This is a genomic window from Variovorax sp. TBS-050B (genome assembly GCF_029893635.1).
Lineage (GTDB): Bacteria > Pseudomonadota > Gammaproteobacteria > Burkholderiales > Burkholderiaceae_C > Variovorax.
The window spans coordinates 758,094-781,247 of the sequence record NZ_JARXYR010000002.1 but is presented as its reverse complement, the minus strand read 5'-3'; the positions used below and the strand labels follow the sequence as shown (position 1 = coordinate 781,247).

General features: G+C 69.9%; 26 protein-coding genes. 12 read left to right on the top strand and 14 right to left on the bottom strand.

Translation table 11 applies throughout. The features are described 5' to 3' along the window. Positions 1-77 precede the first annotated feature (77 nt). A complete protein-coding gene (locus M2165_RS06695; RefSeq protein ID WP_280817484.1) occupies positions 78-695 on the top strand; it encodes a septal ring lytic transglycosylase RlpA family protein in 618 nt (205 codons plus the stop codon). A 9-nt stretch (positions 696-704) separates the two neighbouring features. Here M2165_RS06695 and rlmJ read toward each other — a convergent pair whose 3' ends face one another. After that, entirely contained in the window at positions 705-1,649 is a 945-nt protein-coding gene (gene rlmJ, locus M2165_RS06690; protein ID WP_280813894.1) for a 23S rRNA (adenine(2030)-N(6))-methyltransferase RlmJ, read from the bottom strand. 195 nt (positions 1,650-1,844) lie between these two features. Between rlmJ and rplM the strand changes: the two genes are divergently transcribed. The 4 genes from rplM (at position 1,845) to mdtD (ending at position 4,803) form a co-directional block, all read left to right on the top strand. Further along, positions 1,845-2,273: a 50S ribosomal protein L13 gene (gene rplM / locus M2165_RS06685; RefSeq protein ID WP_280813893.1), complete on the top strand. Its 429-nt coding sequence runs from the start codon at positions 1,845-1,847 to the stop codon at positions 2,271-2,273. Between the two features lie 12 nt (positions 2,274-2,285). Next, complete coding sequence (gene rpsI, locus M2165_RS06680; RefSeq protein WP_280813892.1) at positions 2,286-2,678, top strand: 30S ribosomal protein S9; 393 nt, start codon at positions 2,286-2,288, stop codon at positions 2,676-2,678. 184 nt (positions 2,679-2,862) lie between these two features. Further along, the gene (erpA, locus tag M2165_RS06675) at positions 2,863-3,228 is read left to right on the top strand and encodes an iron-sulfur cluster insertion protein ErpA (RefSeq protein WP_007827949.1); all 366 of its coding nucleotides are present in this window, start codon (positions 2,863-2,865) and stop codon (positions 3,226-3,228) included. 120 nt (positions 3,229-3,348) lie between these two features. Then, complete coding sequence (gene mdtD / locus M2165_RS06670; protein WP_280813890.1) at positions 3,349-4,803, top strand: multidrug transporter subunit MdtD; 1,455 nt, start codon at positions 3,349-3,351, stop codon at positions 4,801-4,803. 10 nt (positions 4,804-4,813) lie between these two features. Here mdtD and M2165_RS06665 read toward each other — a convergent pair whose 3' ends face one another. Beyond that, positions 4,814-5,947 (bottom strand): anhydro-N-acetylmuramic acid kinase, encoded by a 1,134-nt coding sequence (locus M2165_RS06665; RefSeq protein WP_280813889.1) that lies wholly within the window; start codon positions 5,945-5,947, stop codon positions 4,814-4,816. A gap of 35 nt (positions 5,948-5,982) precedes the next feature. Then, complete coding sequence (locus M2165_RS06660; RefSeq protein ID WP_280813888.1) at positions 5,983-7,323, bottom strand: M23 family metallopeptidase; 1,341 nt, start codon at positions 7,321-7,323, stop codon at positions 5,983-5,985. Between the two features lie 158 nt (positions 7,324-7,481). Between M2165_RS06660 and tyrS the strand changes: the two genes are divergently transcribed. Further along, positions 7,482-8,714, top strand: coding sequence for a tyrosine--tRNA ligase (gene tyrS / locus M2165_RS06655; RefSeq protein ID WP_280813887.1), 1,233 nt, complete (start codon positions 7,482-7,484; stop codon positions 8,712-8,714). 28 nt (positions 8,715-8,742) lie between these two features. Here the strand turns inward: tyrS and M2165_RS06650 are convergent, their stop codons facing one another. Continuing rightward, the gene (locus M2165_RS06650) at positions 8,743-9,360 is read right to left on the bottom strand and encodes an OmpA family protein (protein ID WP_348541045.1); all 618 of its coding nucleotides are present in this window, start codon (positions 9,358-9,360) and stop codon (positions 8,743-8,745) included. Between the two features lie 2 nt (positions 9,361-9,362). Continuing rightward, positions 9,363-9,860 (bottom strand): FecR domain-containing protein, encoded by a 498-nt coding sequence (locus tag M2165_RS06645; protein ID WP_280813885.1) that lies wholly within the window; start codon positions 9,858-9,860, stop codon positions 9,363-9,365. Between the two features lie 151 nt (positions 9,861-10,011). Between M2165_RS06645 and M2165_RS06640 the strand changes: the two genes are divergently transcribed. Together M2165_RS06640 and dtd are read left to right on the top strand one after the other, a co-directional pair. Continuing rightward, positions 10,012-10,926: a cation diffusion facilitator family transporter gene (locus M2165_RS06640; protein ID WP_280813884.1), complete on the top strand. Its 915-nt coding sequence runs from the start codon at positions 10,012-10,014 to the stop codon at positions 10,924-10,926. Continuing rightward, positions 10,923-11,363, top strand: coding sequence for a D-aminoacyl-tRNA deacylase (dtd, locus tag M2165_RS06635; protein ID WP_280813883.1), 441 nt, complete (start codon positions 10,923-10,925; stop codon positions 11,361-11,363). Before M2165_RS06640 ends, dtd begins: the two co-directional genes overlap by 4 nt. A 14-nt stretch (positions 11,364-11,377) precedes the next feature. Here the strand turns inward: dtd and M2165_RS06630 are convergent, their stop codons facing one another. From M2165_RS06630 to M2165_RS06620, 3 genes are read right to left on the bottom strand one after another with little or no spacing between them, the layout of a single operon-like run. Continuing rightward, positions 11,378-12,010: a class I SAM-dependent methyltransferase gene (locus M2165_RS06630; RefSeq protein ID WP_280813882.1), complete on the bottom strand. Its 633-nt coding sequence runs from the start codon at positions 12,008-12,010 to the stop codon at positions 11,378-11,380. 2 nt (positions 12,011-12,012) lie between these two features. Further along, entirely contained in the window at positions 12,013-12,477 is a 465-nt protein-coding gene (ybeY, locus tag M2165_RS06625) for an rRNA maturation RNase YbeY (RefSeq protein WP_280813881.1), read from the bottom strand. 1 nt (position 12,478) lies between these two features. Further along, positions 12,479-13,426, bottom strand: coding sequence for a PhoH family protein (locus M2165_RS06620; protein WP_280813880.1), 948 nt, complete (start codon positions 13,424-13,426; stop codon positions 12,479-12,481). Between the two features lie 113 nt (positions 13,427-13,539). Here M2165_RS06620 and ruvA point away from each other — a divergent pair, with 113 nt between their 5' ends. Then, positions 13,540-14,112: a Holliday junction branch migration protein RuvA gene (gene ruvA, locus M2165_RS06615; protein WP_280813879.1), complete on the top strand. Its 573-nt coding sequence runs from the start codon at positions 13,540-13,542 to the stop codon at positions 14,110-14,112. A gap of 11 nt (positions 14,113-14,123) precedes the next feature. On the opposite strand, the gene M2165_RS06610 is transcribed toward ruvA, so the two are convergent. Genes M2165_RS06610 through M2165_RS06585 form a run of 6 tightly spaced genes read right to left on the bottom strand, consistent with a single transcriptional unit; the run spans position 14,124 to position 20,043 of the window. Continuing rightward, positions 14,124-15,083: a phosphatidate cytidylyltransferase gene (locus M2165_RS06610; protein WP_280813878.1), complete on the bottom strand. Its 960-nt coding sequence runs from the start codon at positions 15,081-15,083 to the stop codon at positions 14,124-14,126. Continuing rightward, a complete protein-coding gene (locus M2165_RS06605) occupies positions 15,080-15,754 on the bottom strand; it encodes a lysophospholipid acyltransferase family protein (RefSeq protein ID WP_280817483.1) in 675 nt (224 codons plus the stop codon). The genes M2165_RS06610 and M2165_RS06605 overlap by 4 nt, the downstream gene beginning before the upstream one ends. Before the next feature lie 58 nt (positions 15,755-15,812). Further along, positions 15,813-16,253, bottom strand: coding sequence for a hypothetical protein (locus M2165_RS06600; protein WP_280813877.1), 441 nt, complete (start codon positions 16,251-16,253; stop codon positions 15,813-15,815). Next, entirely contained in the window at positions 16,246-17,595 is a 1,350-nt protein-coding gene (locus tag M2165_RS06595; RefSeq protein WP_280813876.1) for a phosphatase PAP2/dual specificity phosphatase family protein, read from the bottom strand. The genes M2165_RS06600 and M2165_RS06595 overlap by 8 nt, the downstream gene beginning before the upstream one ends. A gap of 7 nt (positions 17,596-17,602) precedes the next feature. Then, on the bottom strand, positions 17,603-19,396 hold the full coding sequence (locus tag M2165_RS06590) for a bifunctional alpha/beta hydrolase/class I SAM-dependent methyltransferase (protein ID WP_280813875.1): 1,794 nt from the start codon (positions 19,394-19,396) through the stop codon (positions 17,603-17,605). After that, positions 19,393-20,043: a CDP-alcohol phosphatidyltransferase family protein gene (locus tag M2165_RS06585; protein WP_280813874.1), complete on the bottom strand. Its 651-nt coding sequence runs from the start codon at positions 20,041-20,043 to the stop codon at positions 19,393-19,395. Before M2165_RS06585 ends, M2165_RS06590 begins: the two co-directional genes overlap by 4 nt. A 112-nt stretch (positions 20,044-20,155) precedes the next feature. On the opposite strand from M2165_RS06585, the gene ruvB reads away from it, so the two are divergent. The 3 genes from ruvB (at position 20,156) to M2165_RS06570 (ending at position 23,138) form a co-directional block, all read left to right on the top strand. Next, positions 20,156-21,220, top strand: a complete 1,065-nt coding sequence (ruvB, locus tag M2165_RS06580) for a Holliday junction branch migration DNA helicase RuvB (RefSeq protein WP_280813873.1) — start codon at positions 20,156-20,158, stop codon at positions 21,218-21,220. A 9-nt stretch (positions 21,221-21,229) separates the two neighbouring features. After that, positions 21,230-22,198 (top strand): CDF family Co(II)/Ni(II) efflux transporter DmeF, encoded by a 969-nt coding sequence (dmeF, locus tag M2165_RS06575; RefSeq protein WP_280813872.1) that lies wholly within the window; start codon positions 21,230-21,232, stop codon positions 22,196-22,198. Positions 22,199-22,268: 70 nt separating this feature from the next. Beyond that, positions 22,269-23,138, top strand: coding sequence for a UDP-2,3-diacylglucosamine diphosphatase (locus tag M2165_RS06570; protein ID WP_280813870.1), 870 nt, complete (start codon positions 22,269-22,271; stop codon positions 23,136-23,138). Positions 23,139-23,154: the final 16 nt, after the last annotated feature.

The following is a 23,154-nucleotide window of genomic DNA, read 5'->3' as shown; positions in this document are numbered from 1 at the left end:
GGTGGCGGCGCCTGCGAGCACGACACCCGCTGCGCGTCGCGCTGATCGCGGCGGCCTGCGCGCTGGCCGGCTGCACGATGCCGCCCGCCACCGAGGGCGGCGCAGCCGGCGACAACAACGACGCGAAGCTGCTGCCGCTGCCGCGCAAGCTGTCGGTCCCGCCGGGTGCGGCAGCGCGTTCGAACGTGCCCTCGGTGCGCTACGACCTCGCGGTGTCGGACACCGACACGCCCGATGACGGCGTACCGGGCGACGGCGCGCCGCGCGAGATCTTCGAGCGCGGCGGGGCCTCGTGGTACGGCATCCAGTTCCACCGCCGCAAGACCGCCAGCGGCGAGCTCTTCGACATGGGCGCCATGACGGCCGCGCACAAGACGCTGCCGTTCAACACCCGCGTCTGCGTGCGCAGCCTCGTCAACGGCAGCGAGGTGCTGGTGCGCATCACCGACCGCGGGCCCTATGCGCAGGGCCGCATCATCGACCTGAGCCGCGCGGCGGCCGAGCGCATCGGCCTGATCGGCCTCGGCATCAAGCAGGTGGCGTTGACCGTCATCGACCACGAGGGCATGCGCTGCGGCGGCGAAGCGGCGGAGCCGGGGGAGGGCCTGCTGGCACAGGCGCCGGGGGCCTCGGCCAAGCCCGCGCCCGCGAATCGCAAGGCGGGCAACAGCGGGCCGAAGCGCCGCCGCCGGTAGGCGCCCTGCCTAGCCGCCGCTGTCGAGCGAGAAGGCCGCGTTCCGGTCCTGGCCCAGCCGTTCCGCCAGTTGCGGCAGGGCTTCGGCGAGCAGCGGCTTCAGCGTGTAGGGCGGGTTGATCAGGAACATGCCGCTGGCCGGCAGTCCGGGGCGCCGGGTTTCGCCCGTGGGCGTGGTGCTCAGCTTGCTCGACTTGACCGTGAGCGTGGCGTGCAGCCACGGCTTGCCGGCCTTGGTGGCCAGGGTCTTGAGCCGGCGCGGCAGGTCGTGCGCCTCGGGGCGCGGAATGATCGGATACCAGATCGCGTAGGTGCCCGTGGCGAAGCGCTTGAGCGCCTCGGCCGTGAAGTCGAGCACGCGGCCGTAGTCGGTCTTCAGCTCGTAGCTCGGGTCCATCAGCACCAGCGCGCGGCGTGAGGGCGGCGGCAGGAACTTGGTGGCGCTGCCGAAGCCGTCTTCGCGCAGCACTGCGATCTGCCGGCCCGCTTCGAGCTGCGCGATGTTCGCGTCGAGCGTGCGGGCGTCGGTCGGATGCAGCTCGAACAGCTTGAGCCGGTCGTGGTCGCGCAGCAGATGCTGCACGATGAACGGCGAGCCCGGATAGATGCGCGGCGCGCCGCCCTTGGGATTGAAGTCGTGGATCACGCTCAGGTAGCGCGCGATCGCGTCGGCTATCGGCGCCTCGGCTTCCGCTGCTCCTTTTTTGGGCGCGGGTTTCGCGGCCGGCGCGGGCTCCGTCTTCCCGGACAGCAGGCGCAGGATGCCTTCGGCCGCCTCGCCGCTGGTGCCGGCGTAGTCGCCGTCGAGCCGGTACAGGCCGGCGCCGGCGTGGGTGTCGACCACGGTCAGCGCCGTGTCTTTCTCGAGCATGTGGTCGAGCGTGGCAATCAGCACCGTGTGCTTGAGCACGTCGGCGTGGTTGCCGGCATGGAAGGCGTGGCGGTAGCTGAACATGGGTCGATGGTAACGGCTTGGGCGTCCGGCGTGCCGAAATTTGCCCCTCGGCGCCGATTCTTCGTATAATCGCGGGCTTCGCAGCGTTTTTGTGGCCCCGCGGCGGAGCGAATTCCACCACCTAAGAGATTCCCACCAGAGGAAAACCGACCGTGGAAAAGGGCCCGCCAAACCCTCTTAGAAAAGAGAAATCTCATGACCACGTTCAGCGCAAAGCCCGCTGACGTGAAGCACGAGTGGTTTGTGATTGACGCGACCGACAAGGTCCTCGGACGGGTAGCCAGCGAAGTTGCCCTCCGTCTGCGCGGCAAGCACAAGGCCATTTATACGCCTCACGTCGATACCGGCGACTTCATTGTCGTCATCAACGCAGCACAACTGCGCGTCACCGGCGCCAAGTCGCTCGACAAGGTGTACTACCGTCACTCGGGCTACCCGGGCGGCATCACCGCGACGAACTTCCGCGACATGCAGTCCAAGCACCCCGGCCGCGCGCTGGAGAAGGCCGTCAAGGGCATGCTGCCCAAGGGCCCGCTCGGCTACGCGATGATCAAGAAACTCAAGGTGTACGGCGGCGCAGAGCACCCGCATACCGCCCAGCAGCCCAAGGCGCTGGAAATCTAAGGAGCCTTGAGAATGATTGGTGAATGGAACAATGGCACCGGCCGTCGCAAATCCAGCGTCGCCCGCGTGTTTCTGAAGAAGGGCTCCGGCAAGATCACGGTCAACGGCAAGGACATCCAGGAGTTCTTCGGCCGTGAGACCTCGATCATGATCGCGAAGCAGCCGCTGGTGCTGACCAACAACGTCGAAACCTTCGACGTGATGGTCAACGTGCACGGCGGCGGCGAGTCGGGCCAGGCCGGCGCCACGCGCCACGGCATCACCCGCGCGCTGATCGACTACGACGCGAGCCTCAAGCCGGTGCTGAGCCAGGCCGGCTACGTCACGCGCGATGCACGTGAAGTCGAGCGTAAGAAGGTCGGCCTGCACTCCGCACGCCGCCGCAAGCAGTTCAGCAAGCGCTGATCCTGTTCGCTGCCGAGAAGCCGCCTCCGGGCGGCTTTTTTCTTTTGCCGTCGCGCCTTGGCCGGCCGGTGTTCGACCCCACTTGCATTGGGTGCTCGGTGCCGCCGTCCTGCCAGGAATGCGGCATTGCAGTAGCATTGGTTCCATGGGCCGCATGTCCGGCCTCCCTAGGAGTGATTCCCACATGAGCGCTGTTGCCGAAAACATTCAGACCCAGATGCCCGAGCCGATCGTCTTCACCGACAGCGCGGCCGCCAAGGTCGCCGACCTGATCGCCGAAGAAGGCAATCCCGACCTCAAGCTGCGCGTGTTCGTGCAGGGCGGCGGCTGCTCGGGCTTCCAGTACGGTTTCACCTTCGATGAAATCACCAACGAGGACGACACCACCATGACCAAGAACGGTGTGTCGCTCCTGATCGACGCCATGAGCTACCAGTACCTGGTCGGCGCCGAGATCGACTACAAGGAAGACCTGCAGGGCGCGCAGTTCGTGATCAAGAATCCGAACGCCACCAGCACCTGCGGCTGCGGCTCGAGCTTCTCGGCCTGATCGTCCAGCCGGTGGTGGTGGCCTCCCGCACCAGGCCCGTCACCCCACCCGCTCTCCCTCCAAGCCGCCTCCGGGCGGCTTTTTGCTTCTTCCGGCCGCCATGCGGCCTGCAGACACGCCATGCCCCCGCCCGACACCACCGCCATCGCCGCTGACCCCGGCGCCGCGGCCCCCGTCCGCAAGAGCCTGCTGTGGCTCGTGGCGGTCGGCTTCTTCATGCAGACGCTGGACGCCACCATCATCAACACGGCACTGCCGGCGATGGCCGCGAGCCTGGGCGAGAGCCCGCTGCGCATGCAGTCGGTGGTGGTGGCCTATGCGCTCACGATGGCGATGCTGATCCCGGCCTCCGGCTGGATCGCCGACCGCTTCGGCACGCGGCGGGTGTTCTTCTCGGCGATCGTGCTGTTTGCGGTCGGCTCGGTGCTCTGCGCGGTGTCGCAGGGGCTCGGGCAGCTCGTGGCGGCGCGGGTGGTGCAGGGGCTGGGCGGGGCGCTGCTGCTGCCCGTGGGCCGGCTGGCGCTCCTGCGCACCGTGCCGCGCGGCGAGTTCCTGCAGGCGATGAGCTTCGTCGCGATCCCGGGCCTGATCGGCCCGCTGCTGGGGCCCACGCTGGGCGGCTGGCTGGTGCAGTACGCCTCGTGGCACTGGATCTTCCTGATCAACGTGCCGGTGGGCCTGGCGGGCTGCCTGGCCACGCTGCGCTTCATGCCCGATCTGCGCGGCGCCGCGCCGCGGCGCTTCGATGGCGTGGGCTATGCGCTGCTGGCCTTCGGCATGGTGGCGATCTCGCTCTCGCTCGACGGCGTGGCCGAGCTCGGCCTGCGCCAGGGCGGGGTGATGGTGGTGCTGGTCTTCGGCTTCGCGAGCGTCGTCGCCTACTGGCTGCATGCGGCGCGCACGGCCGAGCCGCTCTTCGCGCCCACGCTCTTCAAGGTGCCGACGCTCTCGATCGGGCTGCTCGGCAACCTGTTCTCGCGGCTGGGCAGCAGCTGCATGCCCTTTCTCGTGCCCTTGCTGCTGCAGGTGGCGATGGGCTATTCGCCGGTGCGCGCGGGGCTGATGATGCTGCCGGTGGCGCTCGCCGGCATGGCGATGAAGCGCTTTGCCACCCCGCTGATCACGCGCCACGGCTATAGGCGGGTGCTGGTGGCGAACACGGTGCTCGTCGGGCTGGCCATGGGCAGCTTCGCGCTCACGGCGCCGGGCCAGCCTTTCGTGGTGCACGTGGTGCAGCTCGCGCTCTTCGGCGCGGTCAATTCGCTGCAGTTCACGGCCATGAACACCATCACGCTCAAGGACCTCGACGGCGGCATGGCCAGCAGCGGCAACAGCCTGCTGTCGATGGTGCAGATGCTCGCGATGAGCATGGGCGTGGCCGCGGCAGGCGCGGTGCTGGCGGGCTACAACGGCGTGTTCGGCACCGACACGCCGGCGCACACGCTCGACGCCTTCCAGTCGACCTTCGCGAGCATGGGGCTGATCACGATCGCATCCGCGTTCATCTTCTGGCATCTGCCGTCGGAAGCGCGTGCGCCGCGCCCGGCGCAGCCCGAGGTCTCGGGCCAGGGCTGAGCGCGCCGGCTCAGCCGGCCGGATAGAGCGCGCCGAGCACGCGCGGGCCGGCCGCGCCCGTCACGCTCGCGAGATTGCCGGCTTCGCGCGCCACCATGCGGCGCGCGAGCCACGCAAAGGCGGCAGCCTCGACCTGCAGCGGCGGCAGGCCGTGCCTGGTGGAAGTACTTACCGCTACGCCCGGGAGCAGCGCGCGCAGCCGCGCGAGCAGATGGTCGTTCAGGGCGCCGCCGCCGCACACGATCAGCAACTTGCTATCGTTTCCGTAGCGCAGAAAATCCGCGGCGCAGACGCTGGCGGTGAATTCGGCGAGGGTGGCCTGCACGTCGGCCGGTGCGGCTGCCGTGGCCGTGCCCAGGCAGGCGGCCAGCCAGGGCGGATTGAACAGGTCGCGGCCGGTGCTTTTGGGCGGCGCCTTGGCGAAATAGGGGTCGGCACGCAGCCGCTCGAGCAGGTCGGGCAGCACGCGTCCGCTCGCCGCCCATTGCCCCGCGTGGTCGTAGGGCGCGCCGGTGTGGTGCTGGCACCAGTGGTCCATCAGCGCGTTGCCGGGCCCGCAATCGAAGCCGAGCACGTCCGGCCGGCCCGCCGCGCCGTCGGCGGGCGGCAGCAGGCTCAGGTTGGAGATGCCGCCGATGTTGAGCACCGCGACCGCTTCGTCGGCGCGGCCGAACAGCGCGCGGTGGAATGCGGGCACCAGCGGCGCGCCCTGGCCGCCGGCCGCCACGTCGCGGCTGCGGAAGTCCGCCACCACGTCGATGCCGGTCAGTTCGGCCAGCAGCGAAGGATTGTTGATCTGCAGTGTGTAGCCGACGCCGTCGAACTCGCCCGGGCGGTGGCGCACCGTCTGGCCGTGCGCACCGATGGCGGCCACGCCGCCGGCCGGCGTGCCGCTGTCCGCCAGCAGCCGGCCGACCACGTCGGCGTAGATCCGCGCCAGGCCGTTGCCGGCGAGCGCGGCGCGGTGGAGTTCGTTGTCGCCCGGCGTGTTGAGCGCCATCAGCTCGGCGCGCAGATCGGCGGGGAAGGGGGCGGTGGCATGGGCCTGCACGGCCATGCGGTCGCCGGCGAAATCGGCCAGCACGCCATCGACGCCGTCGAGCGAGGTGCCCGACATCAGGCCGATGAAGCGCGTGGCGGCCATGGCGGGAGTGCCCGGGCGGGCCGTGCTGCGGAGCCTCAGTCGGCGCTGGCCTGGACCACCGAGAACGCGGCGGCCAGCTCGGTGCGGGCGCCGACGGCGATGCGCTCGAAGGCCGGACGCATCGCCGCGGTGATCGGCGCGCCGCCTTCCTGGGCGATCGAGGTCGGGTCGCGGTATTCGCCGTTCACGCGGAACTCGAAATGCAGGTGCGGGCCCGTGGCCCAGCCCGTGGAACCCACGGCGCCGATCTTCTCGCCCTGGCTGACGCTCTCGCCGGCCTTGACGTCGATGCGGCTCAGGTGCGCGTAGGCCGTCTGCTGGTTGTTGCGGTGCTTGATGATGACGATGTTGCCGTAGCCGCTCTGCGTGCCCGCGAAATCGACCGTGCCGTCGCCGACGGCGCGCACCGCGGTGCCCGTGGGCGCCGCGAAGTCGATGCCGTTGTGTTGGCGCCAGCTGTTGAGGATCGGGTGCATGCGCATCGCGAAGCCGCTCGACACGCGCGTGAACTCGACCGGCGAGCTCAGGTAGGCCTTGCGCAGGCTGTCGCCGTTCGGGCGGTAGTAGCTGCCCTTCTGGCCCGGCGGCTGGAACCACACGGCCTGGTGGATCTTGCCGTTGTTCTCGAACTCGGCCGACAGCACGCGGCCGGTGCGCAGCGCCTGGCCGTCGGCTTCGAAGGTCTCGTACACCACGGCGAAGCGGTCGCCCTTGCGCAGCGAACGCACGTCGACGTCGCCGGCGAAGATGTCGGCCAGCTGGCTGGCCACCGCGTCGGGCACGCGCGCATCGTCGGCGGCCGCGAACAGCGAAGTGCGGATGGTGCCGCTCGCCAGGCGCGAGCCGGGCGTCAGCACATCGTTCTCGGTGAGCGCCACGAAGCCCACTGGCGTGCGCTCGATGACGAAGCGCTTGAAGCCGCCGTCGCCGTCGGGAATCCAGCGGGCGCTGAGCTTCTGGAGTTGGTTCTCCTGCGTGGCCTCGGCCGTGACGGTGCGGCCGGCACGGGCGAAAAGGGCCTTGCGGGCCTCGCCGCTGCCGCGCACGAACGCCGCGGCGGCCGGGTCGGAAATGCCCAGGCGCTTCAGCAGCGCCTCGGCGGTGTCGCTCGAGCGCGTGATGTCGGTGCGAAACAGCGTGAAGCTGAAGTTCTCGAGCGATTCGCTCTGTTCCGCGAAGGACATGGGCGTCGTCGCCTCCAGCACCTGCTGCACCGGGAGGTCGGACGCGTCGGGGCCGAGAGAGGCCACCGCCAGGGTTCCGGCGCTCAGCAAGGCCGCCGCAATCGCTGCGGTGATTTGCTTGGGATAGGTCCGGAATGTATAGGCCACGCGAGAAGCCAGAAGCTCCTCGGCGGCGAGAATGCCGTTGATCAAACTGTGAATTCCAGCTCAGGTTCTGCAAATCCGCGCTGCAAAGCCCAGGACGGTCAGGGCGGCAGGACGGTGCGGAAAGCGGCGCCGCTTAGAATCCGGCGCTCGAAAGTCGGGCTGAGTATAGCTTCGGCAACCGGAAAAACTGCCAAAAAAGCCCTATGAAAGCCGAATCTGTTACATCCGCCAGCCTCTCCGATGGTGTAAGACGAGCGCTCGAAATCTCCCTCCGGGGCGCCGACGAGCTGCTGCCGCAGGACGAGTGGGTGCGCAAGCTGCAGCGCGCCGAGGCCACCGGCACGCCGCTGCGCATCAAGCTCGGCCTGGATCCGACGGCCCCGGACATCCACATCGGTCACACCGTGGTGCTCAACAAGATGCGCCAGCTCCAGGACCTGGGGCACCGGGTGATCTTCCTGATCGGGGACTTCACCACCACCATCGGCGATCCGTCCGGCCGCAACAGCACCCGCCCGCCGCTCACCCGCGAGCAGATCGAGGCCAACGCCCAGACCTACTACAAGCAGGCCAGCCTGGTGCTCGACCCGGAGAAGACCGAGATCCGCTACAACTCCGAATGGAGCGACCCGCTCGGCGCCCGCGGCATGATCCAGCTCGCCGCCAAGTACACGGTCGCCCGCATGATGGAGCGGGACGACTTCAACAAGCGTTTCAAGGCCGGGCAGTCGATCTCGGTGCACGAGTTCCTCTACCCGCTGATGCAGGGCTACGACTCGGTGGCGCTGAAGAGCGACCTCGAGCTCGGCGGCACCGACCAGAAGTTCAACCTGCTCGTCGGCCGGCATTTGCAGCAGGAATACGGCCAGGAGCCGCAGTGCATACTCACTATGCCGCTGCTCGAAGGGCTCGATGGCATCGAGAAGATGTCCAAGAGCAAGAACAACTACATCGGTATCAGCGAAGACGCCAACACCATGTTCGCCAAGGTGCTGTCGATCTCCGACGAACTGATGTGGCGCTGGTACACGCTGCTGAGCTTCCGGTCGATCGAGGAGATCGCGGCGCTCAGGGCCGAGGTCGCGGGCGGCCGCAATCCGAAGGACGCCAAGGTGGCGCTCGCCAAGGAAATCACCGCGCGCTTCCACGACGAGGCGGCGGCCGATGCGGCCGAGCAGGATTTCATCAACCGCAGCAAGGGCGGCGTGCCCGACGAGATTCCCGAGCTGTCGCTGTCGGGCGCGCCGCTGGGCATCGCGCAGTTGCTCAAGCAGGCCGGACTGGCGCCGTCGACGTCCGAGGGCAACCGCCTGATCGACGGGGGCGGCGTGCGCATCGACTCGGTGGTGGTCAGCGACAAGGCGCTCAAGCTGCCCGCCGGCTGCTACGTGGTGCAGGTCGGCAAGCGCAAGTTCGCGCGCGTGACGCTCGGCTGAAGCGGAGGGCGGCGAGGCGCCGCCGGGCTCACCGGACCTCGATCGTGACGCGGCGGTTCAGCGGCTCGTCCACTTCGTCGGCGGTCGAGATCGCGAGTTCGCGTTCGCCGCGGCCCACGGCCTCGATGCGGTTGGCCGGAAACTGCCGTTCGACGAAGAGCTGCGCCACTTCCTGCGCGCGGCGCCGCGAGAGGCCGTCGTTCTGCTCGAGCGCGCCCATCGTGTCGGTGTGTCCGGTCACCACGATGTCGCTCCCGCTGCGGGTCTGCGCCGCCATCAGCGCCTCGGTCATGACGCGCTGCGAATCCGCCGTGAGGGTGGTGGTGCCGGCCTGGAAGTAGACCGTGTAGCGCTGCGGCGGCGGCGGGCGCATGTCGAACAGCGCCTTGTTCTGCGCCTGCACCTTCGCCGGGTCGGCCTGGTCGACCGCCGGTGCGCCGCTGGCGCCCACCGCGGCGGTGGCGCGCTGATAGGGCCTGGAAAGCACCTCTTCGCCGTCCTTCATGCGCACCACCACCGCCGAAGGCGAGCCGTCGGCCTGGGGCAGCAGCACCACGCGGGTGCCGGGCGTGGAACATGCGGCGAGCAGTGCCGTGGCGAGCACGGCCAGCGGCGGGAGGAGGGTGTAGCGGGTCCTGGACTTCATCGTCATTGCTGGGCGTCGGCCTGCACGATGAAATCGGTCCCGCGGATGCCGATGGTGGCGGTCTGGGTCTCCACCCGCACCGCATCGGGGTTCTTCTTCCCGATCAGGCCGGTGATCATGCGCATCGAGCCGCGCAGCAGCGAAACCAGCATGCCGCCTTCCTGCGTGGTGGCATTGAAATGGAATTCCTTCAGGTCGAGCCGTGACGAGGGGCCCACCACCAGCGTGGTGTCGTCGCGCAGCACCACCGAGGCCGACGAATCGGGGCCGGTCACAATGCGGTCGACCGTCGCGAGCGCGTCGCCGGCGCTGGCCGGACGCGCCGTGCCGGCGGCGCTGAGCAACTGCACGTCGCCGCGCACCGACTTCACGAAGCCCGCCTGGGGCTGTTCGGCGGAGGGGGCAGCGGCGGCGGCGGACGACGAGGGCGTCTGCGCGTGGGCCAGGGTCGCTGCGCCCCACAGGGCAACGCTGCCCACGGCAATCAGGAATTTGTTCATTTCACTTTCTACTGTGATTTTTTTCGCGAATTCACAAATATTACGTCTGGCGTGCGGTGCGTGGGACCCCCATTCGATAATTCAGCCGTGATATGAGACCTTTTCCCACATTTTTGCGGTCTTTTCGGGCCTCTGTCTTCGATCGCGCCGAATGAACCTTGCTCCCGCGACGCTTCTGCGCGTGTCCGTCGTGGTGGCGCTGGCCACGATCCTGCTCAAGGGACTGGCGGGCTACCTGACGAACTCGATGGGCCTCATTTCCGATGCCATGGAGTCCTTCGTCAATCTGGCCAGCGCCATGTTCGCGCTGGCGATGGTGACGGTGGCGGCGCGGCCGGCCGACGAGGACCATCCGTACGGCCACCACAAGGCCGAGTATTTCTCGTCGGGCTTCGAAGGCATCCTGATCGTCGGGGCCGCGGCGGCCATTCTCTGGGTCTCGGTGCAGCGGCTGCTTTCGCCGCAGCCCCTGGAGCAGCTCGGCTGGGGGCTCGGGCTCTCGGTGCTCAGTTCGGTCTTCAATGCGGCCCTGGCGTTCGCGTTGTTCCGCGCGGCGCGGACGCACCGCTCGATCGCGCTCGAAGCCGATGCGCGCCACCTGATGACCGACGTGTGGACGTCCGCCGCCGTGCTGGTCGGCATCGTCGCCGTCCATTTCAGCGGCTGGCTCTGGCTCGACCCCTTGCTGGCCATCGGCGTGGCGCTCAACATCGTGCGCGAAGGCGTGCGGCTGGTCTGGCGCTCGTCGCAGGGGCTGATGGACGAGGCCCTCGATCCCGAAACCATCGCCACGCTGCGCGCCACGCTCGACCGCTTCGCGGCGCGGCTGCCCGAGGGCGCGCGCGTCCGCTTCGACGACATGGTGACGCGGCGCGCGGGACAGCGCCGCTTCGCCGACCTGCACATGCACGTGCCCGGCGAATGGACGCTGCAGCATGCCGCGGCCATGCGCGACGAGCTCGAACAGGCGCTGATGGACGCGGTGCCCGGCCTGCGCGTGACGATCCAGCTGCTGCCGCTGGGCATGGAGGCGCGGGCCAATCAACTCGAAGAGAAGAACGGATGAAGGCGGTGGTTCAGCGCGTCGCGCAGGCGCGCGTGGAGATCGGCGGCGAGACCGTGGGCGCGATCGGCGCCGGGCTGCTGGTGCTGCTCTGCGCGGAGCGCGGCGACACCGATGCGCACGCCGACCGCATGCTCGCCAAGCTCCTGAAGCTGCGCATCTTTTCCGACGAAGCCGGCAAGATGAACCGCAGCGTGCAGGACATCGGCGGCGGCCTGCTCGTGGTGAGCCAGTTCACGCTCGCGGCCGACGTGAGCGGCGGCAATCGCCCGAGCTTCACGCAGGCGGCGGCGCCGGACGAGGGGCGGCGGCTCTACGACGCTTTCGTGGCCAGGGCGCGCGCGGCGCATCCGGTGGTGGCCACCGGCGAATTCGGCGCCGACATGCAGGTGCACCTCGTCAACGACGGGCCGGTGACGATTCCGGTCCAGATGAACTGAGCCGCGCGCGGCCCTCAGGCCGGGTCGGGCGTCCGCCGCAGCACGGCCTCCCAGAGCACCTTGGGCATTTCGTAGCGCATGACGGTGCGCTCCTCCAGGCCGATCCATTCCCATCCCGCGGCGAACATCCGCTCGACGGCCGCGCGGTCGAAGAAGCGCTTGTCCCAGCCGTCGACGCGCAGGAAGTCGGGGTCGGCCGGATCGATGCGCGGATGGTCGCCGCCGGCGCCGTGATGCACGTCGCGCACCGAGTTCAGGCGGCACAGCAGCAGTCCGCCCGGCGCGAGCGCATGGCGGATGCGCGCCGCGAGCGTCAGCGTCTCGGGCCAGCTGAAGTAGTGCAGCGACAGGCTCGCGAGCACCGCGCCCACCTCGCCCGGTCCGTGCGCGCCGATCGGGAACGGCGCCCGGAGGTCCTGCTGGTGGAAGACCGCGCCCGCGCGCACCCGTTCGCGCGCCTGTTCGAGCTGGCTCGGCAGCAGCTCGACGGCCACCACCGGCAGGCCGGCCGCCACGAGCGTTTCGGTGTCGCGGCCGGTGCCGCAGCCGAGTTCGAGCACCGGTGCGCCGTTCGCCGCCCGCACGCTCTCGCGCAGGTGCGGCAGCCAGCGCGGCAGCCAGTCGTCGGGATTGCCTTGCAACGACATCGTCAGGCGCCCTGGCGGTAGGGATTGCGGATGCCCAGCCCGGCGAGGATCTCGATCTCGCGCGCTTCCATGGCCTCGGCATCGGCCTCGCCGGTCTCGTGGTCCCAGCCCTGCGCGTGGAGCGTGCCGTGCACGAGCAGGTGCGCGTAGTGGGCGGCGAGCGTCTTGCGTTCCTGCTTCGCCTCGGCGGCGACCACCGGCGCGCACAGCACCAGGTCGGCCATCACCACGGGGCTCTGGGCGTAGTCGAAGGTCAGCACGTTGGTTGCGTAGTCCTTGCCGCGGAACTCGCGGTTCAGGCGCTGGCCCTCGTCGGCATCGACGATGCGCACGGTGATCTCCGCATCGGCGTCGAGCGCGTGGCGGATGCAGCGGGCGACGCCGTGGCGCGGCAGCGCGGCGCGATGGCGGTCGGCGCCCTGGAAGCGGCCGAACTGCAGCGACAGCGAAAGTGCGGGAAGCGCCATCTCAGTGCCCGCCCGCGCGCTTGCGCTGGCTGTCGTAGGCGTCGACGATCTTCGCCACCAGCGGATGCCGCACCACGTCGGCGCTCGTGAAATGGGTGGTCGCGATGCCGTTCACGCGCTTGAGCACCCGCTCGGCATCGATCAATCCGCTGAGCTGCTGCTTGGGCAGGTCGATCTGGCTCACGTCGCCGGTGACCACGGCCTTGGCGCCGAAGCCGATGCGCGTGAGGAACATCTTCATCTGCTCGGGCGTGGTGTTCTGCGCCTCGTCGAGGATCACGAAGGCGTTGTTCAGCGTGCGACCGCGCATGAAGGCCAGCGGCGCGATCTCGAGCGCGTTGCGCTCGAAGGCCTTCTGCACCTTGTCGAAGCCCATCAGGTCGTAGAGCGCGTCGTACAGCGGCCGCAGGTACGGATCGACCTTCTGCGTCAGGTCGCCGGGCAGGAAGCCGAGGCGCTCGCCGGCTTCCACGGCCGGGCGCGTGAGCACGATGCGCTGCACCGCGGCGCGCTCCAGCGCGTCGACCGCGCAGGCCACCGCGAGGTAGGTCTTGCCGGTGCCGGCCGGGCCGATGCCGAAGGTGATGTCGTGCTTCGCGATGTTGTCGAGGTAGCGCGCCTGCGTCGGCGTGCGCGCGCGCAGGTCGGCGCGGCGGGTGACGAGCATCGGCGCGTCCTCCTCGCCCTCGAGCATGGAGCCGTCGCCCGCGAGGGTGAGCTGCACCACGGCCGGGTCGATCGGACGCTGGGCGATCTCGTACAGGGCCTGCAGCACGTCCATCGCGCGCTGCGCGGCGGCCTTGGGGCCGTCGACCTTGAACTGCTCGTGGCGGTGAGCGATCTTCACGCCCAGCGCTTCCTCGATGCGGCGCAGGTGCGCGTCCAGCGCGCCGCACAGGTGGCCCAGACGCGTGTTGTTCAGGGGGGTGAAGGTGTGTCGCAGAATCACGCGGTTTCCATTTCCATCTTTTATTGGCAACCCATGCAAGACCGACCATTCTCGAAGAGACGCGATCCGAACCGGGGAACACCGCGGAACCGGCAAGCAACGGGGGTGGGCCAATGATAGGCAAACTCACGGGCACGCTGGCGGAACGCAATCCGCCGCAGGTGGTGGTCGACTGCAACGGCGTCGGCTACGAGGTCGACGTGCCGATGAGCACCTTCTACAACCTGCCCAACGTCGGCGCGAAGGTCTCGCTGCTCACCCACTTCGTGGTGCGCGAGGATGCGCAGATCCTCTACGGCTTCGGCAGCGCCGAGGAGCGCGCGGCCTTCCGCCAGCTCATCAAGATCACCGGCGTGGGCCCGCGCACCGCGCTGGGCGTGCTCTCGGGCATGAGCGTGGGCGAGCTGTCGCAGGCCATCACCACGCAGGAGCTCGGCCGGCTGGTGAAGATCCCGGGCATCGGCAAGAAGACGGCCGAGCGGCTGCTGCTCGAGCTCAAGGGCAAGCTCGGCGCCGACATCGGCCTGCCGGCGCATGCCGCCAGCGACGCCCAGGCCGACATCCTGCAGGCGCTGGTGGCGCTGGGCTACAGCGACAAGGAGGCCGCCGCGGCGCTCAAGGCGCTGCCGAAGGACGTGACGGTGAGCGACGGCATCAAGCTGGCGCTGAAGGCGCTCGCGAAATAGCGGCGGCGCCCTCAGGGCACCCACCAGTAGCGCAGCGCGTGGAAGTAGATCGGCGCCGCGAAGATCACCGAATCGAGGCGGTCGAGCATGCCGCCGTGGCCCTCGATCATCGAACCCCAGTCCTTCACGCCGCGGTCGCGCTTGATGGCGGACATCACGAGCCCGCCGAAGAAGCCCATCAGGCAGATCGTCAGCGACATCAGCGCGGCCTGCCACGGGTTGAAGGGCGTGGCCCAGTAGAGCGCGGCGCCGAGCGCGGTGGCGCTCGCGATGCCGCCGACCAGGCCCTCCCAGGTCTTGGACGGAGACAGTTCGGGCGCGACCTTGCGCTTGCCGAACAGCTTGCCCCACACGTACTGCAGCACGTCGCTGCCCTGCACCACGATCACGAGGAAGGCGATCAAGAGCAGGTTGCGCCCTTCGAAGCCCGGGATCTGCAGCGTGAGCAGCGCCGGCACGTGGCTGATGCAGAACACGCACACCATCAGCCCCCACTGGATCTTGGAGGTGCGCTCCAGAAAGCGCTGCGTGTCGCCGCCCACGGCCGCGAGGATCGGCAGCACCAGGAAGGCGTAGACCGGAATGAAGATCGAATAGAGCCCGTACCACTCGATCCACACCAGGAAGTACTGCACCGGCAGGCCGATGTAGAAGGCCGCCGCGATCGCGTGGTGGTCGCCGCGGCGGGTGTAGGCGAGGCTGATGAACTCGCGCAGCGCGTAGAACGAGATCAGGTAGAAGAGCACGATCACGCCGCCCTTGCCGAAGGCGAAGGCGAGGCCGATGGCCGCCACCATCACCCACCAGGCGTTGACGCGCGCATTGAGGTTGTCGATCACCGAATGCGGCTGGCCGTGCGCCACGCGCCACTTGAGCGCGGCGCCGATGGCCGAGGCGAGCAGCAGCACCCCGAGCACGCCGCCGAAGAGCTGCAGCGTGGTCTGCGCGAAGGGAGAGAGGCTCGCGGTCATGCGGCGCTCCGCGCGCTTCCGGCGGCGTCTTCGCCGCGGTCGTATTCGGGCCGCAGGTCCAGCATCGCGGCGCGCGCACGCGCCAGGAAACCGGCCTTGTCCTCGCCCTCGGCCAGCACCACGGGCGCGCCGTAGCGCACCGTGCAGGCCAGCGGGATCGGCACCAGCGTGCCCTTGGGCAGCACGCGCTTCAGGTTCTCGATCCACACCGGCACCAGCCGCACGTTGGGGCAGGCGCGCGCTAGGTGATAGAGCCCGCTCTTGAGCGGCAGCAGGATCTCGTCGCCGGTGTTGCGCGTGCCCTCGGGAAACATGATCAGCGAGTCGCCGGACTCGAGCGCGGCCTTCATCTGCTCGACCGGGTTCTCGCCCTGGCCCGTGCCGTCGCGCCGGATCATCAGCGCGTTGAACACGTCCACGCCGATGAACTGCCGCAGCTTCGAGGCCATCCAGTAGTCCAGCCCCGCGACCGGCCGCGTGAGCGCGCGCAGGTCGGGCGGCAGCGTGGCCCAGAGCAGCACGAAGTCGCCGTGGCTCGTGTGGTTGGCGAAGTAGAGCGTCTGCTCGGCCTTCGGGCTGGTGCCGGACCAGATTCCGCGCACGCCGGTCAGCAGCCCGGCCGCGCCGATGATCAGCTTGCCCGCCGCCAGGGCGAGCGCGCGCCGCGCGATGCCGGGCCGGCGGCGGAAGAGGAGGGCGCGGGTGCCCTGGCGGAGAAGTCGTCTGGATTCAAGTGAGGTCCTGTGTCATGAGGGCGAGCAGGAACATCGCGCTCTGGCAGGCCACGACGATCGCGTGGCGCTGCAGCAGCTGGCGGGTGCCGAGCACGCGGTCGGCCAGCGGCCGCGCGGATGCGGTGGATGGCGCGTTGCGCAGCCCGAGGCGGTCGAGCGCCTGGTCGAGCGCATCGAGCGATGCGATGGCGCCGCGCGCGAGGTCGTCGAACAGCGCGCGGTCGAGCCGCAGGCGGAAGGCGAAGTAGCGTTCGAGCGCGCCCAGGATCGCGACCGCGCCGAAGGCCATGCTCGGCGTGGCGGGCAGCGAGCGCAGCGTGAGCGCCAGCACCAGTGCCGAGATCGCGCTCAGCGCGAAGCCCCAGCCCGCGAGCACGCCGGCTGCGCGCAGCAGCCCGGCCAGGGCGCGGCAGGTGGCGCGGTCGGTGTCATTCATGCGGCGTTGCGCCCGAAGCGGCCGCGTCGGGCGGCGCGAGCGACACGCGCCAGGCCGGCCGCAGCACGATCTGGGGCCGTGCACGGCGCACGGTGGCTTCGGCCTGCGCGAGGCCGCCGCCGTCGCCGTAGCGGCCGAGCCAGGCGATCACCGCGGCGGCGCTGCGCGAGAAGCCGAGCGCGCAGCAGACCCACACCGGGCCGCCTGCCGCCGCGCGGCGCTGGCCTTCGATGACCGCCGCCGCGCGCCGCAGCCGCACCGGCGGCGGCACGGCCAGGTCGAGCAGCGGCACGCAGCGCGCGTGCGGCACCACGCGCGGCAACTGCAGTTCGGCGCAAAGGCTCACCAGCCGCGGCCGGCCGGCCGCCTGCCATTCGGCGAGCGTGGGCACGCGGCCGAGCCGGAGCCCCGGCACCACCTCGACCGCAGCGGGCAGCCTGCGCGTCCAGAGCCAGGCGTTGACCGCGGCGCCGAGCCGGTAGGGCGCGAACAGCCAGCGCGCCGCCCAGCCCATGCGGCCGGCGCCGTCCATCTGGAAGCCGCGGGCGCCGAAGCCGGCGTAGTTGAGCGCCACCAGCGCGAGCGCGGCCGCCGGCCAGGCGAGCCACAACGCCATGCCGCCGAGCGCCAGTCCCAGAGAGAGGCACGCCGCCGCACCCGCCGCATAGAAGCCCGCGAGCTTCCAGCGCTGCGGATCGCGCGCGAGCCGCCAGGCGCGCGGCATCGACACCGTGCGCGCCAGCGGCCAGAGCCAGATGCAGAACAGGCCGAGCAGCGCGCCCGTGGGTATGTCGATGAAATGGTGCTGCCAGGTGGTGAGCACCGAGGCGCAGATCGCGAAGGCCCACACATGCAGCACCCAGCGCGCCCAGGCCGCGCGCAGGAACTGGCGGTACCAGTCCCACAGGATGACCGCGAGCGCGATGTGCAGCGAAGGCGCCTGGTTGTAGGGCTGGTCGAAGCCGCGCAGCGCCTCGAACAGGAAGGCCGGCGCGCCTTCGACCGCGGGCTGGCCGAAGCTGAAGTGCAGCGGCCAGATCACGAAGCAGCTGCAGGCGACCAGCGTGGCCGTGAGCAGCCGCGCGCCGTGGCGGTCGAGCGTGTGCCGGTCGCGCGCGAGGAACAGCGACAGCGCGTAGAACACATTGATCGTCCAGTACGGAAAGATCGTCCACGGCCAGAAGGGCACCTGCCGCTCCCACGCGAACACCATCGAGGGCACGTGCGCCCGCGTGGTGGCCCACCAGTTCGCGAGGCCGTAGCTCAGGTAGAAGAGCGGCCCGAGCAGCACCAGCCAGGCGGCGGCCCGCTTCCACGGTCTTGCGGCGAACCAGGCGCGCATCGCTCGTTCAGTGGCCGGTACGAACCGCGAGCGAGACCGTGAAGATGCCCCACTCGTCCACGCGCTGGTCGATCTTGCGGAAGCCCGCCTCCTCGACGAGCTGGTCCATCTCGGCCTGCGTGCGGCGCCGCATCACCCAGGCCTGGCCCTGGCGGTGGCTGGTGAGCGCGCGCGCGATCATCTCGAGCTGCGGATGCCAGGGCTGGCCGGTGTAGACCAGGTAGCCGCCGTCTTCCACCGCGTCGCCCACGCCCGCGAGCGAGCGCTGCACCATCTCGTTGTCGGGGAAGAGCTCGTACAAGCCCGAGACCACCGCGAGCGTGGGCCGCGGCACCACGCTCGCCAGGCTCATGCGGTCGAAGGCGTCGGCCTGCACGAACTGCGCCACGTCCTCCAGTCCCTTCTCGGCGATCAGCGCGCGGCCGTCGCGTACGTTGATCTCGCTGTAGTCGCGCAGCAGGATCGAACTCGCCTTCACGGGGCTCGCGAGCACCGCGTCGAGCACGTAGCGGCCATGGCCCGCGGCGATGTCCATCACGCGCACCTCGCGGTGCATCTCGGCCAGCCGCTCCATCGCGATGCGCAGCAGCTCCTCGACGTGGATCTTGCGCTGCCGGATGCCGCGCCAGCCGATCGCGTCGAGGTAGTTGCGGTCGACCATGCGGCCCAGCGCGCCCTTGCCCTGCGCCTGGTTGCGGTAGACGTAGTCGAGCGTGCTGCCGGAGTCGAAGCCGGTCTCGTGGCCGAGCTTCACGCCGCTCGCGAGCGTGCCGCCGAAGCGCAGCCCCGCGCGCGTGAGCGACCAGTAGAGCCCGCGCGGCGACAGCGCCGGCAGCGGTTCGGCCAGCGCGCGCGATTCGTCGGCGGTCGGGCCGGCGAGATGCGCGGCGCGCAGGTCCACGGGCGCCGGCGGTTCGTCGAACAGCTGCAGCACGAATTCGCGGATCGACTGCACGGCGCTCGCGCGGTCCCGCTCGCCGAGCGTGTCGTGGAAGAAGCCCGGCAGCTCCACCTTGGTCTTGACCGCGCTGCCCAGGCGCTCGAAGAACTGGCGCTGGGGCTTCTGGTGCACCACCCAGTCCGCGCCCGAGATCAGCAGCTGCACCGGCCGCGTGATCGCCTGCGCGTCGGCCACCACGCGCTCGGCCGCCTCGTACAGGCCGAGCAGGATGTTGACCGCGATCGGCCGCGTGATCAGCGGATCGCTTTCGTAGCTGGCGATCCGCGCGGGATCGTGCGTGAGGAACTTGGCCTTCACGTAGCTGTTGACGAAGAACAGGCCGCGCAGCCTGTGCATCAGCGCCAGCCCCGGCCGCGCGAACGGCACGTAGAGCTTGACCTTGAAGGCCGGCGAGGCGAGCGTGAGCCCGCGCACCTTGGGCGCATAGTCGTGCGCCCAGGTCGCGACCAGCACTGCGCCCACGCTCTGCGCGACGACGTGGATGTCGGCCTCGGCCACGCCGTGCGCCCTGACGATGTGCTGCACGAAGGTCTGCACGTCGCGCACCGAGGTCGCGAAGCTCGGGCTGTAGCCGCGCTGGCCCGGCGAGCGGCCGTGGCCGCGGGCGTCCCAGGCGAAGAAATCGAAATCGGGCAGGTCGAGCTCGTCGACCAGGTGCGCCATGCGCGCGCCGTGCTCGTGGCCGCGGTGGAACAGCACGATCGCGCCGCGCCGCGCGCCGCCGGTGGCGGGCCAGTGGCGGTAGAACAGCGACTCGCCGTCGTGGGTGCGGAACTGGAGTTCGGCCAGCGGTCGCCGGGTGATGGCGCCCTGCGGGTCGCCGGTGGTGTTGTCGGTCATGGAGTCCCTGAGGTGGTGGGCCGGGGCGCCTCGGCCCCGGGTTGGCGCTCGGCTTCGGCCAGCGCGCGCCGCACGCGGTTGACCACGGTCCAGGCCACGAGCAGCGCCACGAGCGGCATGAGCCAGGCCGTCCAGCCCGGCAGCGGCCCGCCCAGCGCGACGTAGAGCCCGAGCGCCCCGAACACGAAGGCGCGGTCGCTCTTGCCGAGCGGGCCGTCGTAGCGGCGCGAGGCGCCCACCGTGGGGCCGAGCGCCCCGGCGAATTCGCTGAGCCCCGCCAGCACGATCGTGGCGCCGACCCAGAACGGGTCGAAGGGCGCCACCAGCGCGAACGGCAGGTACAGCGCCGCGTCGGAGAGCACGTCGGTCAGTTCGTTGAGGAAGGCGCCGAGCCTGCTCTGCTGCCCGTGTTCGCGCGCCAGCATGCCGTCGATGGCGTTGAAGGCCATGCGCACGAACATCCAGGCCGGAATCAGCCCGAAGGCGGCGAGCGAGGGTGCCGCGAAGAAGAGCCAGAGGCCGAGCGCGACCGACACCGCGCAGGCGGCGAGCGTGACCTGGTTCGCGGTCACGCCGGCGGCGTGCAGCCGCCCGACCAGGGGGCGCAGCAGCGCCTGGAACCGCGGCTTCAGCTCGTAGATCGACACGTTCTGGCTTCCCCTCGCTTTGTGGCTCGATTGTTGTTTGGCCGAGCATTCTGCCAGTGCCCGGGAGGGGTGCCACGCTCGGACTAAACTTGCCGGTCCGGCCCCTTCCTCCATGACCATCCAGACCGACGATTTCGCCCCCGCACCGCCCCGCGTGGTGTCCGCCGCCCCGGCTTCCCCGCAGGAAGAGGCGATCGAGCGGGCGCTGCGGCCCAAGCTGCTGGACGAGTACGTCGGCCAGGCCAAGGTGCGCGAGCAGTTGGAAATCTTCATCGGCGCCGCGCGCAAGCGCAGGGAAGCGCTGGACCACGTGCTGCTGTTCGGCCCGCCCGGCCTCGGCAAGACCACGCTGTCGCACATCATCGCGGCCGAACTGGGCGTCAACCTGCGCCAGACCTCCGGGCCGGTGCTCGAGAAGCCCAAGGACCTGGCGGCGCTGCTGACCAACCTCGAGCCGAACGACGTGCTCTTCATCGACGAGATCCATCGCCTGAGCCCGATGGTCGAGGAAATCCTCTATCCCGCGCTGGAGGACTACCAGATCGACATCATGATCGGCGAAGGCCCCGCGGCGCGCAGCATCAAGCTCGACCTGCAGCCCTTCACGCTCGTGGGCGCCACCACGCGCGCCGGCATGCTCACCAATCCGCTGCGCGACCGCTTCGGCATCGTCGCGCGGCTGGAGTTCTACACGCCCGAGGAGCTCGCGCGCATCGTGCACCGCAGCGCCGGGCTGCTCAAGGTCGCGACCGACGAGGCCGGCGGCTTCGAGATCGCGCGCCGCTCGCGCGGCACGCCGCGCATCGCCAACCGCCTGCTGCGCCGCGTGCGCGACTATGCCGAGGTCAAGGGCAACGGCCGCATCACCGAGGACATCGCCCACAAGGCGCTGGCCATGCTCGACGTCGATCCGCAGGGCTTCGACCTGATGGACCGCAAGCTGCTCGAGGCCGTGGTGCACCGCTTCGACGGCGGGCCGGTGGGCCTGGACAACGTCGCGGCCAGCATCGGCGAGGAGCGCGACACCATCGAGGACGTGATCGAGCCCTACCTGATCCAGCAGGGCTTCCTGCAGCGCACGCCGCGCGGGCGGATCGCCACGCTCGCGGCCTACCGTCACCTCGGCGTGGCGCCGCCTTCGAGCCGCGCCGACGGCCAGGACCTTTTCGGAATCTGAACCACAGCTATGCACACCCATGACCTGAGCGCCTGGCAGCACGACCACCATTTCGGCGCGGGCAACGAATCGGCCGAGCGCAGCACGCGGCTCGTGATGTGGATCACCGTGGCCGCGATGGTGGTCGAGATCGGCGCCGGCTGGTGGTTCAACTCGATGGCGCTCCTGGCCGACGGCTGGCACATGAGCTCGCATGCGCTCGCGATCGGCCTCAGCGCCTTCGCCTATGCGGCCGCGCGGCGCTACGCGCGCGACCCGCGCTTTGCCTTCGGCACCTGGAAGATCGAGGTGCTCGGCGGCTTCGCGAGCGCGCTGATGCTGCTCGGCGTGGCCGCGCTGATGGTGGTGGGCTCGATCGAGCGCCTGCTCTCGCCCTCGGCCATCCATTACCGCGAAGCGGTGGCGGTGGCGGTGCTCGGGCTGATCGTCAACCTCGTCTGCGCGCGGCTGCTCGGATCGGCGCACCACCACGGGCATGGGCACGGGCATGAGCACCACGGCCACGACCACCACCACCACCACGGGCACGCGCACGGCCACGACCTGAACCTGCGCTCCGCCTACCTGCACGTCGTGGCCGATGCCGCGACGTCGGTGCTCGCCATCGCGGCGCTGCTCGGAGGCTGGTTCTTCGGCTGGGCCTGGCTGGACCCGATGATGGGCATCGTCGGCGCGGTGCTGGTGGCGGTCTGGGCCAAGGGCCTGCTCAAGGAAACCGGCAAGGTGCTGCTCGACCGCGAGATGGACCACCCGGTGGCGGCCGAGATCCGCGAAGGCATCGAGACCGGCCTGGCCGATTCGGAAACCCGCGTGGCCGACCTGCACGTCTGGCGCGTGGGCCGCGAGGCCTACGCCTGCGCCCTCACCGTGGTGACGCACTCGCCCACGCTCTCGGCCGACGAGGTGCGGGCCTGCTTCTCGATGCACGAGGAGATCCGGCACTCGACGGTGGAAATCCAGCGCTGCGGGCACGGCTGAGCCTTCAGGTCACCGGAATGTCATGCGCGCGCCATGATGCGGTCATGGCGCGGTGGGAACCTGCCCGTCCATGCAACGCGACGACGCTTTCCTGCGCGCATGGCGCGACACCGCCACCCGGATCGACGAGCCGGAGGACGACGACGCCGCGCGTCCGGCGCAGCGATTCCGCACCCTCTGGATCTCCGACCTGCACCTGGGCACGCCCGGCTGCCAGGCGCGCGCGCTGCTCGACTTCCTGAAGCACACCGAGTGCGAGACGCTGTTCCTGGTCGGCGACATCATCGACGGCTGGCAGCTCAAGCGGAACTGGCACTGGCCGCAGGCCCACAACGACGTGATCCAGAAGCTGCTGCGCAAGGCGCGCAAGGGCACGCGCGTGATCTTCATCCCGGGCAACCATGACGAGTTCGCCCGCAAGTACCTCAACCACAACTTCGGCGGCATCGACGTGGCCGAGGAATGGATCCACGAGACGGCCGACGGCCGCAAGCTCTGGATCATCCACGGCGACCTGTTCGACGGCGTGATCCAGTGCGCCAAGTGGCTCGCGCACGTGGGCGACTCGCTCTACGAGTTCACGCTCAAGCTCAACCGCCACCTCAACTCGCTGCGCGCGCGCATGGGGCTGCCGTACTGGTCGCTGTCGAAGTACCTCAAGGGCAAGGTCAAGCGCGCCGTGAGCTACGTCGGCGACTTCGAGAACGCGGTCGCGCGCGAGGCCCGCAAGCTGGGCGTGCAGGGCGTGGTCTGCGGCCACATCCACCATGCCGAGATGCGCGACATCGACGGCATCCTCTACTGCAACGACGGCGACTGGGTCGAGAGCCTCACGGCGCTGGCCGAGCACGCCGACGGCACGCTCGAGATCATCGACTGGGCGCAGCACATGCCCGCGCCCGCGAAGGCCGGCGCGCCGCGCCAGCCGGTGGCCGCCTGAGGCCCGGCGGACCGGC

Excerpts from the sequence above, each read along its gene's own strand:
- ruvB (WP_280813873.1), top strand. The coding sequence starts at position 20,156 with ATGACCATCCAGACCGACGATTTCGCCCCCGCACCGCCCCGCGTGGTG.
- tyrS (WP_280813887.1), top strand. The coding sequence starts at position 7,482 with ATGAAAGCCGAATCTGTTACATCCGCCAGCCTCTCCGATGGTGTAAGA.
- M2165_RS06570 (WP_280813870.1), top strand. The coding sequence starts at position 22,269 with ATGCAACGCGACGACGCTTTCCTGCGCGCATGGCGCGACACCGCCACC.
- rplM (WP_280813893.1), top strand. The coding sequence starts at position 1,845 with ATGACCACGTTCAGCGCAAAGCCCGCTGACGTGAAGCACGAGTGGTTT.
- M2165_RS06610 (WP_280813878.1), bottom strand. The coding sequence starts at position 15,083 with ATGACCGCGAGCCTCTCTCCCTTCGCGCAGACCACGCTGCAGCTCTTC.
- erpA (WP_007827949.1), top strand. The coding sequence starts at position 2,863 with ATGAGCGCTGTTGCCGAAAACATTCAGACCCAGATGCCCGAGCCGATC.
- mdtD (WP_280813890.1), top strand. The coding sequence starts at position 3,349 with ATGCCCCCGCCCGACACCACCGCCATCGCCGCTGACCCCGGCGCCGCG.
- M2165_RS06650 (WP_348541045.1), bottom strand. The coding sequence starts at position 9,360 with ATGAAGTCCAGGACCCGCTACACCCTCCTCCCGCCGCTGGCCGTGCTC.
- M2165_RS06695 (WP_280817484.1), top strand. The coding sequence starts at position 78 with ATGCCGCCCGCCACCGAGGGCGGCGCAGCCGGCGACAACAACGACGCG.
- dtd (WP_280813883.1), top strand. The coding sequence starts at position 10,923 with ATGAAGGCGGTGGTTCAGCGCGTCGCGCAGGCGCGCGTGGAGATCGGC.
- M2165_RS06645 (WP_280813885.1), bottom strand. The coding sequence starts at position 9,860 with ATGAACAAATTCCTGATTGCCGTGGGCAGCGTTGCCCTGTGGGGCGCA.
- M2165_RS06590 (WP_280813875.1), bottom strand. The coding sequence starts at position 19,396 with ATGACCGACAACACCACCGGCGACCCGCAGGGCGCCATCACCCGGCGA.
- rlmJ (WP_280813894.1), bottom strand. The coding sequence starts at position 1,649 with ATGTTCAGCTACCGCCACGCCTTCCATGCCGGCAACCACGCCGACGTG.
- M2165_RS06595 (WP_280813876.1), bottom strand. The coding sequence starts at position 17,595 with ATGCGCGCCTGGTTCGCCGCAAGACCGTGGAAGCGGGCCGCCGCCTGG.
- ybeY (WP_280813881.1), bottom strand. The coding sequence starts at position 12,477 with ATGGCGCTTCCCGCACTTTCGCTGTCGCTGCAGTTCGGCCGCTTCCAG.
- ruvA (WP_280813879.1), top strand. The coding sequence starts at position 13,540 with ATGATAGGCAAACTCACGGGCACGCTGGCGGAACGCAATCCGCCGCAG.
- M2165_RS06640 (WP_280813884.1), top strand. The coding sequence starts at position 10,012 with ATGAACCTTGCTCCCGCGACGCTTCTGCGCGTGTCCGTCGTGGTGGCG.
- rpsI (WP_280813892.1), top strand. The coding sequence starts at position 2,286 with ATGATTGGTGAATGGAACAATGGCACCGGCCGTCGCAAATCCAGCGTC.
- M2165_RS06600 (WP_280813877.1), bottom strand. The coding sequence starts at position 16,253 with ATGAATGACACCGACCGCGCCACCTGCCGCGCCCTGGCCGGGCTGCTG.
- M2165_RS06630 (WP_280813882.1), bottom strand. The coding sequence starts at position 12,010 with ATGTCGTTGCAAGGCAATCCCGACGACTGGCTGCCGCGCTGGCTGCCG.
- M2165_RS06665 (WP_280813889.1), bottom strand. The coding sequence starts at position 5,947 with ATGGCCGCCACGCGCTTCATCGGCCTGATGTCGGGCACCTCGCTCGAC.
- dmeF (WP_280813872.1), top strand. The coding sequence starts at position 21,230 with ATGCACACCCATGACCTGAGCGCCTGGCAGCACGACCACCATTTCGGC.